A 17,231-nucleotide genomic window follows, 5' to 3' on the forward strand; every position below is an offset into this window, starting at 1 on the left:
ATCAGCGCGATCAGGCCGACCCCGGCAAGGTTGATCAGTAGGCTCATGCAGTGTCTCCTTTGGATTGAGTGGCGCTGGTTTTCCATAGCCGCAGGCGGTTGGCGTTACTGACCACGGTGATGGACGACAGCGACATGGCTGCACCCGCGATCATCGGTGAAAGCAGCGTACCGGTCAGCGGGTACAGCACCCCGGCGGCGATGGGAATGCACAGCACGTTGTAGCCAAAGGCGCCGATCAGGTTCTGTTTGATGTTGCGCAGGGTGGCGCGGCTGATTTCGATGGCGTCGGCGACGCCGTGCAGCGAGCCCCGCATCAGCGTCATGCCGGCGCTTTCGATGGCGACATCGGTGCCCTGGCCAATCGCGAAGCCGACATGGGCACGCGCAAGCGCCGGGGCGTCGTTGATGCCATCGCCGACCATGCCGACGATTTCGCCAGCGTTTTGCCGCCGCTCGATGTCAGCGTGCTTGTCTTCGGGCAGCAGCCCGGCGCGGTAATCGTCAATACCCACCTGGCGCGCGATCGCTGCGGCCGTGTGGGGGTTATCGCCGGTCAGCATGACGACGTTCAAGCCGTCTTCCTGCAGCCGCTTGACGGCGGCAACGGCATCGTCGCGCAGCGGGTCGCTGATGCCGAACAACGCCGCCAATTGCCCATCCAGGGCAAAATACACCAGCGTGCGGGCTTTCTCTTCCAATTCGCGGGCGTTTTCCAGACGCACGGAAAGATCGACGCCGGCATTCTCCATCAGGCGTGCGTTGCCGAGCAGCAGTGACTTTCCGTCGGTGGTTTGGGCTTTGACACCGCCCCCGGTGACGCTGTCGAAGTCCTGAATCCCGGCAGGTTCAGCGTCATGTGCGTCGGCATAGGCCATCAATGCCGCTGCCAGCGGGTGCTCGGAGCCGCGTTCCAGGGCCGCGATATAGCCAAGCGTCTGGGCCGTATCCTCGTCCAGCAGTTCCGCCTCTGTAACACGGGGTTTGCCCTCAGTGAGCGTGCCGGTCTTGTCCACGACCAGTGTGGTCAGTTTGCTGGCGGTTTGCAGGGCGTCGCCGTTTCTCACCAGCACGCCGTGTTCAGCGGCCTTGCCTACGCCAATCATGGTGGAAATCGGCGTGGCCAGGCCCAATGCGCAGGGGCAGGCGATAATCAGCACTGTCGTGGCCGTTACCAGCATGTGAATGACCCGTGGCTCGGCGCCGATGTTGAACCATATCAGTGCGGTAAGCACGGCGATGATCATCACCGAAGGAACGAACACGCTGGACACTTTATCGGCCAACTCGCCAATCGGCGGGCGCGAGTTCTGGGCACTGGCGACCTGTTCGGTGATCTGTCCCAGACGGGTGTCGGCGCCCACCCTTGTTGCCCGGTACACCAGGCCTCCTTTGCCATTGACCGTCCCGGCGCTGACTTCATCGCCCTGGCCCTTTTTCACCGGTTCGGGTTCGCCGGTGAGCATGGATTCGTCGATGTGGCTGGCGCCTTCGATGACCTCGCCATCCACCGGCAGCCGCTCGCCGGGGCGAACGCGGATTTGGTCGCCTTCGCCTACGGCATCGATGTCCACCTCACGTTCTTCGCCGTCCCGGATCACCCTTGCGGTGCGGCTTTGCAGGTCGAGCAGCCGTTTTAACGCATCGCTGGTGCGCCCGCGCGCTTTAAGCTCCATGGCGTTGCCCAGCAGAATCAGGCCGATCACCATGGCGGAGGCTTCAAAATAGATGCCGCGGGCGACCTCGGGTAGCCAGGGGGCAAACAGCACGACCACCACCGAGTAGAGCCAGGCGGTACCGGTGCCCATGGCCACCAGCGTGTCCATGTTGGCCTGATGGTGCTTGAGGTTTTTCCAGGCGTTGACAAAAAAGTGACGCCCGGGAAAAGCCAGGATAGCCAGTGTCAGCAGCCCGATCACTAGCCAGAACAGCCGCCCGGCGCCCATTGGATGTGGGTGATAGACGAACATGCTGAGCATCAGCGGAACGGCAAGTGCCAGCGACCAGGCGCTGCCTTTCAAGCGACGCTTGTAGTCGTGGGCTTCCTGTTCTGAGCGCGTTCTTTCCGCCTCGCGCATATCGACAATGGGCTCGGCGCCGTAACCCACCGACTCCACGGCCGCTACCAGGGCCTGCTGGTCGGCATCGCCAAAAATCTGCGCGGTATGCGTGCCAAAATTGACGCTTGCAGTGTCCACGCCTTCGGTGCGCTCCAGCGCTTTCTGAACGCTTTTTACGCAGCTGGCACAGGTCATGCCGCTGATCGCCAGGCGGGTTTTCTGGTGGCGTCCCTGGGGAGCGCTTTTGGCAGGCGTGGCGTCAGTCTTCTGGTCTTGTTGCTCGTCCGGCGTCTCGGCCGTGCCGGGCGGGTAGCCTGCTTGGCGCAGCGTTTGGTCCAGGGTAGCGTCGTCCAGCGTGGTGGTGACTTCGAGGCGCTTTTCACCTGGTTCGCCTACCACGTCTGCGTCGCTGTCCTGTTGCTGAATCGCCTCGCGCATGCGCGTTACACAGCCCTGGCAGCTCATGCCGGGCACCGTGCGCGTCAGGGTGTGCTGGCTCATTTTACCTCCTGCTTCTCAGGGAAGCTTTCGATCAAGCGGCAAAGGCTGTGGCCGTCCGGCGTACCGTCGGGCATGTGCTGCCAGCTTTCCAGAGCCTGCTCCATCCGCTGGGCAAGCGCCTCGAGTTCGCGGATCTGGGCGCGGATTTGCGGCAGCCGGTTGGCCAGCAGGTCGCGCACCAATGGGCAGGGGGAGTCCCCGTGATCGGCGTGAGCGAGGATGTCGCGAATTTCGGCGACGCTGAACCCCAGCTTGCGCGCCCGTTGAATGAAGTGCAGCCGTTCGAGGTCCGTCGCGGAGTAAAGCTGGTAGCCGTTATCGGGATGTCGTTTGGGCGCAAGCAATTGCTCCCGGGTGTAATGGCGTACCGTTTCGGCGGTGACGCCACCACGTTTTGCCAGCTCGCTGACTTTCATTGTGCGCTCCAATGGAAAGTGTTGATGACTGACCATGAGTCTAAAACCTATGGGTTACAAAAAGGTCAAGGTTAAGCAAAAAAATAGGCCGAAACGGTTAAAACAATGATTTAAAACGTACGTGCGACTAATGTATAAGGCAAAAATAAAATAAAACGCTCGTTTGCCCTTGAACCAAGCGGGCTTTTGGGACAAAACTGACATGTACAAAAAAAGTATGATGGATGTTCACCATCCCGTCGGATCATTGGGAAAAGAGGCCCACTATGCACAATAAATTCAATAAGCTCGCCCTGGCAGTCGCCGTCGCCACTGCCGCCTTTGCCAGCCAAGCCCAGGCGGGTGGTTTTCAACTGAATGAGCAAAGCACAAGCGGTCAGGGTTATAGCCACGCTGGCCGAAGTTCTAACGTAAACGACGCCACTATCGTTTTCGGTAACCCGGCAGGGATGTCGTTTTTAGATCGTGCGCAACTTAGTGTCGGTGCTACTTATCTAAATGTGGATACTGATATTAGTAATGCTCAATCAAGCAGAACCATCGACCAGGGCGTGGCGGGTGGGGGCCTTCCAAATGGGGTTTCGGTACCTTTGGGTTCAGTGACAGGTACCAACGACGGAGATATGGTCCCGGGGTCGACTATTCCATATGGCTTCTATGCGCAGCCCATTAATGATCGCTGGAGCTTTGGCTTTGGTGTCTATGCACCCTTTGGGTCGGAAACCGAGTACGAAGATAGCTTCGAAGGCCGCTATCACGGCAACCACACACGCGTGGAAGTGGTGAGCGCGCAGCCAACGTTATCCTATAAGTTCAGTGAGCAGCTTTCTGTAGGCGCAGGCTTGACCTATAACCAGATTGACGGCGAGTTGGCTTCGCGAGTGCCTGGTATTTTAGTAGGTCAACCTGCCACTGCCGGCCCAGCAGCAGACGGTGAGGTTAGAGTTGAAGGCGACGACGAAGCATGGGGCTATAACTTGGGTGTTATTTATCGTCCGGCTCCCGAAACAACACTGGGTCTAACCTATCGTTCCAAGGTGGATTACACGCTCAATGGGACCTCGCGGACCAGTGAGGGCTATGAAAGTGTGAGGGCTAATCAAGATGCTTCACTGGATATTACAACGCCTGAAACGGTCAACTTCTCTATCACACAGGAGATGACCGATAGGCTGACGCTAATGTTCGGTGCCTCCTGGACGCGATGGAGCCGTTTTGACCAGATCCTGGTCGAGGGCAGTGTTGATGATGAAATCATCAATGAACAGCAAAACTATTCGAATGCCTGGGCGTTTGCCACGGGCGCGGAATACCAGCTAAACCCTGAGTGGGTGTTAAGAGCTGGCCTGGCAATCGACAACACGCCGACAAATGATGACACCCGCAGCGTGCGCATTCCCTCCGATGATCGTCGTATCTTCTCGCTGGGTGCAGGCTGGACGCCGGTTGAAAATATGACCATTGACGTTGCTTATTCCTACCTCACTGAGCGTGGCACAGAAGTGGACCAATCGCGTGACTACCAAAGTGGTGGCGCCACTGTTGCTAATGCCAGCTACTCAGCCGACTACAAAAACGAAGCCCACGGCTTCGGTGCTCAACTGACCTATCGCTTCTAAGAAATCAGCGTTTGCCAGAACGACCCAAACCCGGCTTCGGCCGGGTTTTTTACTAACAGGCAGGGGCGGATGGATGTGGTTGTAAGCGTGCTGATAGTCAGGATTGCCGATTAAGCTGCGGGGCTTTCCAGGAAAGCGGCGCGCATCAGTTCGCGGGTATAGGTCTCGCGTGGGGCGTTGAACAGCGATTGGGTGTCGTTTTGCTCGATGATTTCCCCTTGGCGCATCACAATGACCTCATCGGCCAGTGCGCGCACCACGGCAAGATCATGGCTTATGAATAAGTAGGTCAGGCCGTGGCGTTGTTGCAAATCGCGTAACAGCTTAATCACGGTCATTTGCACCGAGCGGTCAAGGGCAGAGGTGGGCTCGTCCAGCAACAGGAACTCGGGTTTGACGACCAATGCTCGGGCGATGGCAATCCGTTGCCGTTGACCACCGGAAAATTCATGGGGGTAGCGGTGACGGTGGGCGGGGTCCAGGGCGACTTCTTCAAGGGCCTGGATAACCTCGGTATCGCGTTCGGCACGCCCGAGTAGCGGCTGATGAACGCGTAACCCTTCACCGATAATCTCGCCTACGGTCATGCGCGGGGAAAGCGAGCCAAAGGGGTCCTGAAAGACAACCTGCATGCGTGACCGCAACGGGCGCATGCCCGCATGGTCAAGTTGACCGACATCGATGTCATCGAAATGGATGTTGCCATGGCTTTTTACCAGCCGAAGAAGCGCCCGGCCCAGGGTCGTCTTGCCTGAGCCCGATTCGCCCACGATACCTAGGGTTTGACCTTTGCGCAGCGTCAGGTCGATGTGTTTCACCGCTTCAAAATAGCGGTTGGGGCCAAACAGGCGCTTTCTGATCGGAAAGCGAACGCCAATATCCTGCGCCCTGAGCAGGGTGGGCGCTGAGTCGGGAACGGGTTCCTTATGGCCACTTGGGTTGGCGTCAATCAGCATCCGGGTATAGGCGTGCCGGGGGGATTGAAACAGCGCTTTGGTAGCACCCGCTTCGACGATTTCACCGTGTTGCATTACGCACACGCTGTCAGCCAGGTGCCGGACAACCCCCAGGTCGTGGGTGATAAACAGGATCGCCATGCCATAACGGGCCTGGAGGTCTTTCAGCAGCGCGAGAATCTGCGCCTGAACGGTGACATCAAGGGCGGTGGTCGGCTCATCGGCAATCAGCAGTTGTGGCTCGCAGGCCAGCGCCATGGCAATCATCACTCGCTGGCGCTGGCCGCCGGAAAGCTCGTGGGGGTAGCTGTCGATGCGGCGCTTGGGCTCGGGGATACCCACCTGTTCGAGTAGCTCCACGACCCGCAGGTAGGCATTGTTGCCCCGCAGTGGCGTGTGCTTATGCAGGACTTCACGAATCTGTCTGCCTACCCGATGCATGGGGTTGAGCGAGGTCATCGGTTCCTGGAAGATCATTGAAATCTCGTTGCCGCGTATCGCCCGCATGCGCTTGCGGTTGACGGTAATCAGGTTTTCATTGCCCGGCCCACCATGCCAGCGAATGGTGCCGGTGGCTCGAGCCAGCTCGGGGAGTAAGCCCATCGCCGCAGTCGAGGTGACCGACTTGCCCGAGCCTGACTCACCAACGAGTGCAAGCGTTTCGCCTTGGCGCAGGGTGAAGCTAACGTCCTTGACGGCCGTGACGGGGCCATCGGGAAGGTCGAAGTCGACCCGCAGACGATCAACTTCCAGTAATGGATGTGGCATGTAGCCTCCTTGCGTTTGCTGACGGGGCCTGTCTCAGCGCGTCTTGGGGTCCAGGGCATCGCGCAGACCGTCGCCCAGGAAGTTTAAGCACAGCAGCGTGGTGGCGAGAAACGCAGACGGGAAAATCAGCATCCAGGGCGCCGTTTCCATCATGTCCTTGCCTTCGCTGATCAGGACGCCCCAACTGGTCAGGGGCTCTTGAACGCCGAGGCCCAGAAAGGAGAGAAAGCTCTCCAGTAAAATAACCTTGGGGACAGTGAGGGTGACATAGATGATCACGGGGCCGATGGCATTGGGGATCAGGTGGCGCGTGACGATCTTGAAGCTGCTGACGCCTAATGCATGAGCGGCCTCAACGAACTCACGGCGTTTTAGAGCTAGCACCTGTCCGCGCACAATGCGCGACATGTCGAGCCATTCAACAGCGCCGATGGCGGCGTAGATCAGCAGGATGTTACGCCCAAACACCACCATCAGCAGGATGACCATGAACATGAAGGGCAGCGAGTACATGATGTCGACGAAGCGCATCATCAGGTTGTCGACCCGGCCGCCAACATAGCCAGCGATCGCGCCATAAAGAACGCCGATCACCAGCGAAACGAGGGTCGCCACCAGGGCGACGGAAAGCGAAATCTGCCCCCCATGCAATACCCGCGTGAGCAAGTCGCGGCCGTTGGCGTCAGTGCCCGCATAGTGGCCGCTTTCTAGACTTGGCGGGGCCAGAAAGGCGTTCCAGTCCACTTCATCCAGCGCCCAGGGGGTTAGCCAGGGGCCGAATACACAGGCCAGGGCAATGACGATGAGGAGTACCAGGCTGGCGGTGGCCGCCCTGTTCTGGCGGAGCCGCCGCCAGGCTTCACGCCCCAGGCTGTTGCTTGTGACCGGCGGGGCTGACGTTGCATTATTCATTATCATAGCGAATTTGCGGGTCCAGAGCCGAGTAGAGTAAATCGACGATGAGGTTGAGAATAACGATCAGGCTGCCGTAAAAAACTACCGTGCCCATCACCAGGGTGTAGTCGCGATTGAGCGCTGCCTGGACGAAATAACGACCAATCCCGGGGATCCCGAAAATCTGTTCGATCACCACCGAACCGGTAATAATCCCGGCAATGGCAGGACCCAGGTAGGAAATAACCGGGAGCATGGCCGGGCGGAGGGCGTGACGAAAGATCACTTCGCGCTCGCTAAGGCCTTTGGCGCGAGCCGTGCGGACAAAGTGACTGCCCAGCACTTCGATCATGCTGGCGCGCATCATCCGCGCGATATAGGCGATCTGCTGAATGGAAAGCGCCACGACGGGCAGGATCATGTTTTTCCAATGACCGTCGTTCCAGCCGCCGACCGGTAACCAGGCGAGAAAGACACCGAACACCAGGGCCAACAGCGGGGCTATCACGAAGTTGGGAATGGCCACCCCGGCCAGCGCTGTGCCCATGACCATATAGTCAATGGTGGAGTTGCGTTTAAGCGCCGCAATCACCCCCATGGGAATTCCCGCCAGTAGGGCGAGGCCAATTGCCCACAGGCCGAGTTCCAGGCTGACAGGAAAGCCTTGAGCAACGAGCTCGGTAACCGAAAAATCCTTGTATTTGAACGAGGGGCCAAGGTCGCCCTGGAGCAGGTTCCCCATGTAGGTGAGATATTGTTCCCAGACGGGCTTGTCCAGGCCGTAAGAGGCCATTAAGTTGGCCTCGATTTCCGGCGGCAGTTGACGCTCGCCGTCGAAAGGCCCGCCCGGGGCCAGATGCATTAAAAAGAACGACAGGGTAATGACAATCCATAGCGTCGGGATTGCCTGAAGCAAGCGTTTTAGCGTGTAGCTGAGCATTTTTGGGCCTCGCTCCTCAGGCCGGTGGCCTGAGGATGTAGCGGCAATCAGTCGTTATAAAAACGAACGAAAGGAAATCAATCGTCGAAGTGAATCCAGCGTGAACGGTGGATATCTTCAATATTGGTTTCCCAGCCGGATAGATCGGGGCTGACAAGGTTGCGCGAGACATAGTAGTAGATGGGTAGCGTAGCGCTGTCCTCCAGAGCGATGGTCTCTGCTTCGGCCATGATGTCGGCGCGCTCATCCAGATCCTGTGTATTGGCGGCTTCGCTCATCAAGGCGTCAAATTCCGGCGAGCTGTAGGCACCGTAGTTATTGGCGACGCCGCTTTCCAACAGGCTCAGAAAGTTTTGGGCGTCATTGTAGTCACCGATCCAGCCAGCCCGGGCAACGTCGAAGTCGCCCTGGCGAATATCTGCGTAGTGAACGGCAACCTCCGAATTATACAGCTCGACCTCAACGCCCAGGGGTTTCCACATGGCGGCAATGGCGATGGCGACCTTGCGATGGTCCTCGCTGGTGTTATAGCGCAGCATGAGTTCCAGCGGGTTATCCGGGCCATAGCCTGCGTCTTGCAGCAGTTCACGGGCGCGCGCCAGGCGCTCGTCCTGGGAGAGTTCGGCGAAGCTGGCGGTGGGCGCTTCGTAGTGGCTGACGTTGGGCGGAACGAAACTGTAAGCCGGCACTTCGCCGGTACCCAGTATTTGATCGGTAATGACTTCGCGACGAACGGCCAGACTAAGCGCTTCACGCACTCGCGGATCCGCCGTTGCATGGCCGTCGCGGGTATTAAAGGCGTAGTAATAGATGCCCAGGTAAGGCGCTACCTGAACGGCTTCGGGCAGGTTCTCCATCAGCCAGTCGTACTGCTGGGTGGGAAACTCCCGAGCGATATCGATCTCGCCTGCCCGAAAACGGTTCAGCGCCGTATTGCGCTCTTCGATAGGGAAGTAGACGACTTCTTCAAGCGCTACATTGTCCACGTCATGAAAATGGGGGTTGCGCGATGCGGTGATGCGCGTTTGCGACTGCCACTCTTCGAGCTGGAAAGCACCGTTTGAGACCATGTTGCCTGGGCGTGACCACTCGTCGCCGTAAGTATCTACCGTGTGGCTGGGCACCGGGTAGGCGGTGTAGTGGGAAAGCTGGTCTAGAAAGTAAGGTGTTGAGCGCTCAAGAGTGATTTGCAGGGTGGAGGTGTCCAGGGCCTCGACGCCCAGGGTGCTTGCCTCGGCGTCGCCCGCATAGACGGCTTCGGCGTTTTTGATCGGGTACAGCAGATAAGCGTAATCAGCGGCGGTGGCAGGCGATAGAATGCGCTGAAAGGCGTACACGAAGTCATCCGCCGTGACGGGTTCACCGTCCGACCACTTGGCATCGTCCCTTAATGTGAAGGTGTATACCGTGCCGTCATCGGAGATTTCCCAGGATTCGGCAACGCCTGGGATACGCGAGCCATCGGCGGCTTCAGTGACCAGGCCTTCAAACAGGTCGCCCACCACATCGTTTTCCCAGGTGCCGCTGATTTTGTGCGGATCAAGCGACGCTGGCTCGCCCATGATGGCCAGGCGAAGTGTGTCTGCCTGGAGAGGGGCGGCAACGCTTAGCGCCAATGCGGCAGTGCCCAGGAGAGTGCGTGTTGTTGTCATGTCGATCCCTCAAGAATTGTCCTAATACGGTTGTTTGACAATTTAGTACTAGCACCGCTGAAAAGTAGGTGTCTATCAGAAATTACACATGTAGCTATGCGGATTTTCGATAGTGGCGCTGTTGATGGTTGTTGGGTGCCAATTTCGTTACAATGCGCTTCTTTCCTTTGAACCGTATTCACTGAGCTAATTTTTTACTGACCAATACCAAGGTATTCCATGTTGGAAACTAACCCGATTCACCTCCAGATCAAGGACCTGTCTGAACGGACAGAGGTTCTTAGGGGGTATCTTTGACTATGCCGAGAAGCAGGATCGGCTAGAAGAGGTCACCCGCGAACTGGAAGACCCCAATGTCTGGAGCGATCCGGACTACGCGCAGAAGCTTGGTAAAGAGCGCGCCTCCCTCGAGGCGATCGTGGCCACCATTGACGACCTTGAACAGGGGCTGGGCGACAGCCGGGATCTGCTCGAGCTGGCGGAAATGGAAGACGACGAAGGCACTGTCGACGAAGTCCGCAAGGAGCTGGATAACCTGCAGGCCAACCTCGAGAAGCTTGAGTTTCGGCGCATGTTCTCCGGCGAGATGGATCAGAACAACGCCTATCTGGATATCCAGTCAGGGTCGGGCGGCACGGAAGCTCAGGATTGGGCGAATATCCTGCTGCGCATGTACCTGCGCTGGGCAGAAAGCCACGGTTTCAAGACGGATATCATCGAGATTTCAGCGGGCGATGTGGCCGGCATAAAATCGGCATCCTTGCATATTCAGGGGGAGTACGCCTTTGGCTGGCTGCGTACCGAAACCGGCGTTCATCGCCTGGTGCGCAAAAGCCCGTTTGACTCGGGTGGTCGCCGCCATACCTCCTTTGCGTCGGTCTTCCTGTCACCGGAAATTGACGACAGCTTCGAAGTGGACATCAATCCTTCTGATATTCGCGTGGATACCTACCGCTCAAGCGGGGCGGGCGGTCAGCACGTCAACACCACCGACTCAGCGGTGCGCATCACCCACGAGCCCAGCGGCATTGTGGTGGCATGCCAGAGCCAGCGTAGCCAGCACGCCAACCGCGACTTTGCCATGAAGCAGTTGAAGGCGAAGCTGTGGGAGCACGAGATGCAGCGGCGCAATGAGGCCAAGCAGCAGGCTGAAGACGCCAAGTCCGACATTGGCTGGGGCAGTCAGATTCGCTCCTATGTGCTTGACGACCAGCGCATCAAGGATTTGCGGACCAACGTCCAGTCCAGCAACTGCGAAAAAGTGCTCGATGGCGATCTGGATCAGTTTATCGTCGCCAGCCTCAAGCAGGGTTTGTAATCTTTTCAGGGTTTGATCATTAATAGGGTGCCCGATGGCTAATCAAGACGCGTCTTCTCTCGATAACGAAAACCACCTGATTGCGGAGCGCCGGGCCAAGCTCGCGGCCCGTCGCGAACAGGCGGCAGAGCAGGGCAAGAGCGCTTTCCCGAACGATTTTCGCCGCGATAGCCTCACGGTCGAGTTGCAGAACCTGCTGGGTGAAAAGGACAAAGCCGAGCTTGAAACGCTTGATCATCACGCCTCGGTGGCAGGCCGTATCATGCGCAAGCGCGGCCCCTTTATTGTGATCCAGGATGTGGCGGGCCAGATCCAGCTCTACATGGATAAAAAGGGCCTGCCCGCCGATGTGCTGGACGATATCAAAAGCTGGGATATCGGCGATATCGTTGCTGCCCGTGGCCCCGTGCACAAGTCTGGCAAGGGCGACCTGTACGTGATGATGCAAGAGGCTCAGCTGCTGACCAAGAGCCTGCGCCCGCTGCCCGACAAGTTTCACGGCCTGACCGACCAGGAAGCCCGCTACCGCCAGCGCTATGTCGACCTGATCATGAACCCGCAGTCGCGCAAGGTCTTCGAGACCCGTGCGGCGGTGATCAGCGCCATGCGTCGTTTCTTTGAAGCCCGCGGCTTTATGGAAGTGGAAACGCCGATGCTCCAGCAGATTCCTGGCGGTGCGGCGGCACGGCCGTTTATCACCCACCATAATGCGCTGGATATCGACATGTACCTGCGTATCGCCCCGGAGCTGTACCTCAAGCGCCTGGTGGTGGGCGGCTTTGAAAAAGTCTTCGAAATCAACCGTAATTTCCGCAACGAAGGGCTGTCGACGCGGCATAATCCCGAGTTCACCATGGTCGAGTTCTACTGGGCCTATGCGGATTACAATGACCTCCTGGATATGACCGAAGCCATGCTGCGCACAACGGCTCAGGAAGTACTGGGTACCACCACCATTGACTACCAGGGTGGCAGCTATGACTTCGGCAAGCCGTTCAACCGCCTGACCCTGCGTCAGGCGATTCTTGATCACGGCGATGGCATCAGCGATGCGGATCTGGATACGCTGGACGCCGCCCGTGCGTTAGCCGAAAAGCTGGGCATCAAGGTCAAGGAGAGCTGGGGGCTGGGCAAGGTACAAACAGAGATATTCGAAGAAGTGGCCGAACACCAGCTCGACCAGCCGACCTTCATCACCGAGTACCCGGCCGAGGTCAGCCCCTTGGCGCGCCGCAACGATGCCAACCCGTTTGTGACGGATCGCTTTGAGTTCTTCGTGGGTGGCCGTGAGATCGCCAACGGTTTCTCGGAGCTTAATGACGCCGAAGACCAGGCCGAGCGCTTCCGCGAGCAGTCAGCGGAAAAAGACGCCGGCGACCTTGAGGCCATGTACTACGATGCGGATTACGTGCGCGCACTGGAATATGGCCTGCCGCCAACGGCTGGCGAAGGCATCGGCATCGACCGGCTGGTGATGCTGTTTACCGACAGCCCTTCGATTCGCGACGTTCTGCTATTCCCGGCGATGCGCCCAGAGGCGGATTAACGCCAGCTAACGGTGCGGTTACGGACGAAAAGTTGGTAAGGGCGCGATTTAGCGCCCATAATGACCACGTTTCGACGGCGAGGAGAATCCCATGAAACTGCTAAATCGCTCTGCCCTGAGCGTCAGGCCGACCCAGCCCTTTGTGGACTGGATCAATGCGCTCGAACCCACCATGGGAGACGACGACCTGACCCTGGACGACGTCGAACGTGAAAGCACGGTGTATCTGATCCCGGAGATGGATACGCCCGAGGCGCTCGAAGCCTTTGTTCGTGAGCGCTATGCCGAAATCCTGGAAACCGAGCTGCGTGCCTGGGAAGAGGACGAACGCCAATGGCCGGAGACGCTTGACTGGTCGCTGTTTCAAACCTTTCTGCGCATCGAGCATAGCTACCTCGCCATCGATCTTGACGACGATACGGCCCTGGAAATATCCGATGTTGATGACGCCTTGCTGCTTGATAACGAACTCGACTAGTGCGCTGTGATTGTCACGCAAGTTTTCTGTAAAACCGGCTTTTGGCCGGTTTTGTTGTTTCCATGGGGCTGTTCAGGAATGAATCACCATGCGACTGTTTGAAACCCGGCCCGGTGACGATGGCCTGCCAGGGGGCGAGCGCGCCCTGGCTGTCCTGGCATTGGTGACCGGTACCTTGATGGCGGTTGTCGATACCACCATGATCAACCTGGCTCTGCCGACCATTGCGGCAGACCTGGATGTGTCAGCCTCCCGTTCGGTGTGGATCACCAATGTGTTCCAGGTGGTCTGTGCGGCTTTCCTGCTGGTGTTTGCCGGTATCAGCGAACTGGTGACGCGCCGGCGGCTGTACCTGTTTGGCTTGACAACTTTTGTCATCGCCGCGCTGGGGGCCGCCCTGTCCCGGAACCTGGAAACGCTGCTGGTGTTTCGTGCGCTGCAGGGCCTGGGCGCGGCGGCGACGCTGTCCATTGGCCCGTCACTGTATCGGGCGATTTTTCCGTCGCGGTTGCTGGGAAGTGCGCTTGGATTGAGCGCCCTGGTGGTGGCCGGTGGCTATGCCGCGGGGCCCACGTTAAGTGGTGTGATCTTGTCCTTTGCCGACTGGCCGTGGCTGTTCGCGTTGAATGTGCCCCTGGGGGTGTGCTCACTGTGGCTGGCAAACCGAGCGCTGCCCAGAGAAACGCCGCGTCGGGGAGGCTTCGATAGCCTGGGTGCGCTGCTTTCGATGTTGATGCTGGCGAGCTTTTTCCTGGCCATGGACGCGGTGGGGCATGCCGCCCCCGTATGGCAGAGTGCGGGCTGGGCAGTACTGGCTGTGATCGCCGGTGGCTTGTTTATCGCCCGGCAGCGCCGTGCTCCCTACCCATTATTACCGCTCAGCGTGTTCGCGGAAAAACGCTTTACCCTGGCCGTATCGGCGTCTGGGCTTGCGTTTATCGGTCAGGGGCTGGCCTTCGTCGCACTGTCGTTTTTCTATCAGGAGCAGATGGGCTTTTCACCGCTCGAGACCGCCTGGCTGTTCACCCCCTGGCCCCTGGCCATTATGGTCGTCGGGCCGTTAGCCGGGCGGTTGGCCGACCGGGTGAACCCGAGCGTGCTGTCGAGTACCGGCCTGGTGCTGCTGATTATCGGCTTGATGGCTCTGGCGCTGGTGGATGAATCAACCGGTGTCGCAGGGAGTCTCTGGCGGACCGCGCTATGCGGCGTGGGGTTCGGTCTTTTCCAGCCGCCCAACAACCGCGAAATGATGGGCAGTCTGCCGCCCGAGCGCAGTGCCAATGTGTCTGGCGTGATGAGTACCACCAGAACAGTGGGGCAGTCGCTGGGGGTGGCGCTGGTGGGCGCTACGCTGGCGCTGGGTGCCCCCGTGCAGGTCACGTTATGGCTAGGCGCGGCGACTACCTTGCTGGCGCTGCTGGCGAGCCTTTCGCGGGTGTCGCTGGCGCGACGTGCGCTGGTTGCGCGTCGGGCATCGTCTGGCGGCCAGTAAGCGCGTACAATGGAAGGGTTTCCGACCTAAGGAGAGCCTCCATGACGCTGCAGGCACACATAGAGCAGAAGTTAGCGGCGCTAGCGCCCGACGTGCTGCAGGTAGAAAATGAAAGCCATATGCACAACGTCCCCGCGAATTCTGAAACGCATTTCAAGGTGACGTTGGTGAGCGATACCTTTGACGGCCTGATGCCCGTCAAGCGCCACCAGAAGATCTATGCGCTGCTGGCCGACGAGCTATCCGGCCCGGTGCACGCGCTGGCCCTTCATCTGTATACCCCTCATGAATGGGAAATGCGCGGCGGTCAGCGTCCTGATTCACCCAACTGCCGTGGGGGCGGGCAGTGACCCCAGAGGTTGTTCGCCGACATTACCTCGAGGCCATGGGGATTACCGCCTGGGCATCGCGCTATCAGTTGCCCAATGCGCGGCCCACGGAAGCCTGCGAATGGGATGACACCCCTGCAACGCCCACGCCGCCGCGTGAGCGGCTTCAGGCCCTGCTGGATGATGCGCCTGCGCCTCGTTCGGCGCCTGTGGAAACACCGCCCCCCTCGGGGGAGGCGGAGGCATCGCCGTCAGCGGTGCGCGCCTTGTTGGGTGAGCGTTCCGAGGCCGCCAGCAAGCCAGCAGAAACGGCCGCCGTGCCAACGCCCAGCGAAGCGCCGGTGGCTAAGGAGCCGCTGCAGTTTCGCCTGTCGTGCGTGTGTATCGGGGGGCGTTGGCTAAGCGTTCACGCGGGCGAGATGGATGCTTCTGAGCAACGCCTGCTTGCCAATATATGCCAGGCGGCGGGGATCGCCGGTGGGTCGCTGCCGGAGGTGATGTTCTTCAAGTGGCCGCCCATGGCCAATGCCTTTGAACCAGAAGATCCCCTCGAAGAAGCACGCGAGGGGGTTAATGCGTTTATAAGCGGGGCGGCCAGTCGCCAGCAGTGGCAGTTGGAAAAGATACTGTGGTGGGGGGCTGACGCCACTGACCCGGACAGCCAGTCGCTCTCGAAGGTACTGGATGTGCACGAAGAGCAGAGCCGCACGCTGGCGCTGCCGGTATGGCAGGCGCCGTCACTGGACACGCTACTGCACAGTGCCGATGCCAAGCGCAACCTATGGCCAGCATTGCATGTTCTGGCACAGGATTGGCCGGTATCGGGTCAAGATGATCACTGAGCTGAGTCAAGGTGACTTCCAGGCGCTGGCAGCCCTCGAGGCGCGGGCCCTGAGTGGCGTCAGTGCCGCATTGCTTGGCGAGGCGCTGACGGGGGATGCCGCCTGTGTGGTGGGCTATTGGCACGATGAGCAGTTGACCGGTTACGCCCTGCTGGCACGGTTACCCTTCGACGCCGAGCTGCAGGCCATTGGCGTACTTCCGGAGCACAGAGGGCAGGGTGTCGGCGATCGGGTGCTCAAGGCCGTGTTGGCCGTTGCGGCCCGCTGGCAAAGTGAGCGGGTGCTGCTGGAAGTCCGTGAAAGCAACGCGGCGGCGATTCGGCTGTATAAAGGCGCTGGCTTTCAGCAGGACGGCTATCGGCGAGACTATTACCCGGCAGTCCACGGGGCTGCCGGGCGGGAGAGTGCGCTGTTGATGTCACGCTCTGTTTAAGGCGGGTCCTGCCTCAGGAGGGGTCTTCATCAAATTTAGTCAGCAGCGCGCTCAAGCGGCGCTCCCACTCTTCATGTTCCTGCTTGAGCTGGGTGTTTTCATTACGTAGCGTCTCGTTTTCCAGCTTCATCATTTCCAGCGCCTCGACGGTATCGGTAACGCGCTGCTCAAGCTGATTGAATAACTCTAGGCTCATGCCCACCTCCAGATCAAAACAAGCGACATGCTTGCCTGTAAAACAAACGGTTAAAAATAGTGGAGCGAGCGTAACGCCCGAAATGCAAAGCCGCAAGCGCTGATTACGGGGCGCGGCGTTGATAGAGCCTGGCGGTGCTTTCCCCTGCCTGGGTCTCGCGGTGCAGCACCCAATGCGTGGGTACATCAGGCGTCAGGTCGCGTTCGGTCTCCAGGTAAATCATGGCCTCCGGTGCGAGCCAGTGGTCGGCTTCAAGGGTAGCGCAACATCTGGCTGCCCAGCCCTGATGAAACGGCGGATCCAGAAAGACGATATCAAAGCACTGGGCCGGTTGCGTGAGAAAGGCCTGCGCCTCCCGAACGACGACATCCCCTTGTTGCGCTTTGAGTGTTTCAAGGTTTTGGGTAATGTGGGCGGCCACCTGGCGGTCACTTTCGACGAAGGTGACCTGGGCCGCTCCGCGGGAGATGGCTTCAATCCCCAGCGCGCCGGTGCCGGCGAAAAGGTCGAGCACCTTTTTGCCATAAAGCGCCTGGCCAAGCCAGTTGAACAGCGTTTCACGCACGCGGTCAGGGGTGGGCCGTAATCCTGGCTTGTCGAGCACCGGTAGCTGGCGGCGGCGAAAATCACCGCCGATAATGCGCAGTTTGCCAAGCGGCTTGGCAGCCGAGCGGCGCGACGAGGATGAGCGAGTGGAGCGGTTTCGAGTCATAACGCGGATTGTAGCGGGCTAGTTATCCAAAGTCTTGGTTGGCGGTGGTAGGATAATCCCATTCTTTACCTTTATCAGTC

16 protein-coding genes are annotated in these 17,231 nt (G+C 59.2%); 8 read left to right on the forward strand and 8 right to left on the reverse strand.

Annotated features, from left to right (window positions below):
• Nucleotides 1–43: 43 nt before the first annotated feature.
• Both ADS46_RS09555 and ADS46_RS09560 read right to left on the reverse strand, forming a co-directional pair.
• Complete coding sequence (locus ADS46_RS09555; protein ID WP_066319362.1) at nt 44–2,560, reverse strand: heavy metal translocating P-type ATPase; 2,517 nt, start codon at nt 2,558–2,560, stop codon at nt 44–46.
• Nucleotides 2,557–2,976 carry a MerR family transcriptional regulator gene (locus ADS46_RS09560; protein WP_066319364.1) on the reverse strand — a complete coding sequence of 140 codons (420 nt, stop codon included), beginning with the start codon at nt 2,974–2,976 and terminating at the stop codon, nt 2,557–2,559. The genes ADS46_RS09555 and ADS46_RS09560 overlap by 4 nt, the downstream gene beginning before the upstream one ends.
• A gap of 266 nt (nt 2,977–3,242) precedes the next feature.
• Between ADS46_RS09560 and ADS46_RS09565 the strand changes: the two genes are divergently transcribed.
• Entirely contained in the window at nt 3,243–4,595 is a 1,353-nt protein-coding gene (locus ADS46_RS09565; protein WP_066319367.1) for an OmpP1/FadL family transporter, read from the forward strand.
• A gap of 110 nt (nt 4,596–4,705) precedes the next feature.
• On the opposite strand, the gene ADS46_RS09570 is transcribed toward ADS46_RS09565, so the two are convergent.
• The 4 genes from ADS46_RS09570 to ADS46_RS09585 all read right to left on the reverse strand — a co-directional run bounded on the left by ADS46_RS09570 (nt 4,706) and on the right by ADS46_RS09585 (nt 9,805).
• Nucleotides 4,706–6,319, reverse strand: coding sequence for an ABC transporter ATP-binding protein (locus tag ADS46_RS09570; protein WP_066319369.1), 1,614 nt, complete (start codon nt 6,317–6,319; stop codon nt 4,706–4,708).
• A 33-nt stretch (nt 6,320–6,352) separates the two neighbouring features.
• Nucleotides 6,353–7,231 carry an ABC transporter permease subunit gene (locus ADS46_RS09575; protein WP_156524493.1) on the reverse strand — a complete coding sequence of 293 codons (879 nt, stop codon included), beginning with the start codon at nt 7,229–7,231 and terminating at the stop codon, nt 6,353–6,355.
• Nucleotides 7,224–8,153 (reverse strand): oligopeptide ABC transporter permease OppB, encoded by a 930-nt coding sequence (gene oppB, locus ADS46_RS09580; protein WP_066319373.1) that lies wholly within the window; start codon nt 8,151–8,153, stop codon nt 7,224–7,226. The genes ADS46_RS09575 and oppB overlap by 8 nt, the downstream gene beginning before the upstream one ends.
• Before the next feature lie 77 nt (nt 8,154–8,230).
• On the reverse strand, nt 8,231–9,805 hold the full coding sequence (locus ADS46_RS09585) for a peptide ABC transporter substrate-binding protein (RefSeq protein ID WP_066319375.1): 1,575 nt from the start codon (nt 9,803–9,805) through the stop codon (nt 8,231–8,233).
• Between the two features lie 219 nt (nt 9,806–10,024).
• On the opposite strand from ADS46_RS09585, the gene prfB reads away from it, so the two are divergent.
• The 7 genes from prfB (at nt 10,025) to ADS46_RS09620 (ending at nt 16,243) form a co-directional block, all read left to right on the forward strand.
• A protein-coding gene (gene prfB / locus ADS46_RS09590; RefSeq protein WP_156524494.1) for a peptide chain release factor 2 occupies nt 10,025–11,123 on the forward strand; the annotation gives its coding sequence in 2 pieces (ribosomal slippage) (nt 10,025–10,099 and nt 10,101–11,123; 1,098 coding nt in all).
• A 34-nt stretch (nt 11,124–11,157) separates the two neighbouring features.
• Nucleotides 11,158–12,669 (forward strand): lysine--tRNA ligase, encoded by a 1,512-nt coding sequence (gene lysS / locus ADS46_RS09595; protein ID WP_066319379.1) that lies wholly within the window; start codon nt 11,158–11,160, stop codon nt 12,667–12,669.
• A gap of 91 nt (nt 12,670–12,760) precedes the next feature.
• A complete protein-coding gene (locus ADS46_RS09600) occupies nt 12,761–13,147 on the forward strand; it encodes a hypothetical protein (RefSeq protein ID WP_066319382.1) in 387 nt (128 codons plus the stop codon).
• 88 nt (nt 13,148–13,235) lie between these two features.
• Nucleotides 13,236–14,639, forward strand: a complete 1,404-nt coding sequence (locus ADS46_RS09605; RefSeq protein ID WP_066319384.1) for an MFS transporter — start codon at nt 13,236–13,238, stop codon at nt 14,637–14,639.
• Nucleotides 14,640–14,680: 41 nt separating this feature from the next.
• On the forward strand, nt 14,681–14,989 hold the full coding sequence (locus ADS46_RS09610) for a BolA family protein (RefSeq protein ID WP_066319386.1): 309 nt from the start codon (nt 14,681–14,683) through the stop codon (nt 14,987–14,989).
• On the forward strand, nt 14,986–15,810 hold the full coding sequence (locus tag ADS46_RS09615; protein ID WP_066319390.1) for a hypothetical protein: 825 nt from the start codon (nt 14,986–14,988) through the stop codon (nt 15,808–15,810). Before ADS46_RS09610 ends, ADS46_RS09615 begins: the two co-directional genes overlap by 4 nt.
• On the forward strand, nt 15,800–16,243 hold the full coding sequence (locus tag ADS46_RS09620; protein WP_066319391.1) for a GNAT family N-acetyltransferase: 444 nt from the start codon (nt 15,800–15,802) through the stop codon (nt 16,241–16,243). Before ADS46_RS09615 ends, ADS46_RS09620 begins: the two co-directional genes overlap by 11 nt.
• A 13-nt stretch (nt 16,244–16,256) precedes the next feature.
• Here ADS46_RS09620 and zapB read toward each other — a convergent pair whose 3' ends face one another.
• Nucleotides 16,257–16,439 carry a cell division protein ZapB gene (zapB, locus tag ADS46_RS09625; RefSeq protein ID WP_066319393.1) on the reverse strand — a complete coding sequence of 61 codons (183 nt, stop codon included), beginning with the start codon at nt 16,437–16,439 and terminating at the stop codon, nt 16,257–16,259.
• Nucleotides 16,440–16,542: 103 nt separating this feature from the next.
• A complete protein-coding gene (rsmD, locus tag ADS46_RS09630; protein WP_066319394.1) occupies nt 16,543–17,151 on the reverse strand; it encodes a 16S rRNA (guanine(966)-N(2))-methyltransferase RsmD in 609 nt (202 codons plus the stop codon).
• Between the last annotated feature and the right edge of the window lie 80 nt (nt 17,152–17,231).

It is taken from the genome of Halomonas sp. G11, assembly GCF_001663515.1.
Taxonomy (GTDB): domain Bacteria; phylum Pseudomonadota; class Gammaproteobacteria; order Pseudomonadales; family Halomonadaceae; genus Vreelandella.

Excerpts from the sequence above, each read along its gene's own strand:
- rsmD (WP_066319394.1), bottom strand. The coding sequence starts at position 17,151 with ATGACTCGAAACCGCTCCACTCGCTCATCCTCGTCGCGCCGCTCGGCT.
- zapB (WP_066319393.1), bottom strand. The coding sequence starts at position 16,439 with ATGAGCCTAGAGTTATTCAATCAGCTTGAGCAGCGCGTTACCGATACC.
- ADS46_RS09620 (WP_066319391.1), top strand. The coding sequence starts at position 15,800 with ATGATCACTGAGCTGAGTCAAGGTGACTTCCAGGCGCTGGCAGCCCTC.
- ADS46_RS09585 (WP_066319375.1), bottom strand. The coding sequence starts at position 9,805 with ATGACAACAACACGCACTCTCCTGGGCACTGCCGCATTGGCGCTAAGC.
- ADS46_RS09610 (WP_066319386.1), top strand. The coding sequence starts at position 14,681 with ATGACGCTGCAGGCACACATAGAGCAGAAGTTAGCGGCGCTAGCGCCC.
- oppB (WP_066319373.1), bottom strand. The coding sequence starts at position 8,153 with ATGCTCAGCTACACGCTAAAACGCTTGCTTCAGGCAATCCCGACGCTA.
- ADS46_RS09605 (WP_066319384.1), top strand. The coding sequence starts at position 13,236 with ATGCGACTGTTTGAAACCCGGCCCGGTGACGATGGCCTGCCAGGGGGC.
- ADS46_RS09560 (WP_066319364.1), bottom strand. The coding sequence starts at position 2,976 with ATGAAAGTCAGCGAGCTGGCAAAACGTGGTGGCGTCACCGCCGAAACG.
- ADS46_RS09565 (WP_066319367.1), top strand. The coding sequence starts at position 3,243 with ATGCACAATAAATTCAATAAGCTCGCCCTGGCAGTCGCCGTCGCCACT.
- ADS46_RS09555 (WP_066319362.1), bottom strand. The coding sequence starts at position 2,560 with ATGAGCCAGCACACCCTGACGCGCACGGTGCCCGGCATGAGCTGCCAG.
- ADS46_RS09575 (WP_156524493.1), bottom strand. The coding sequence starts at position 7,231 with ATGAATAATGCAACGTCAGCCCCGCCGGTCACAAGCAACAGCCTGGGG.
- lysS (WP_066319379.1), top strand. The coding sequence starts at position 11,158 with ATGGCTAATCAAGACGCGTCTTCTCTCGATAACGAAAACCACCTGATT.
- ADS46_RS09600 (WP_066319382.1), top strand. The coding sequence starts at position 12,761 with ATGAAACTGCTAAATCGCTCTGCCCTGAGCGTCAGGCCGACCCAGCCC.
- ADS46_RS09570 (WP_066319369.1), bottom strand. The coding sequence starts at position 6,319 with ATGCCACATCCATTACTGGAAGTTGATCGTCTGCGGGTCGACTTCGAC.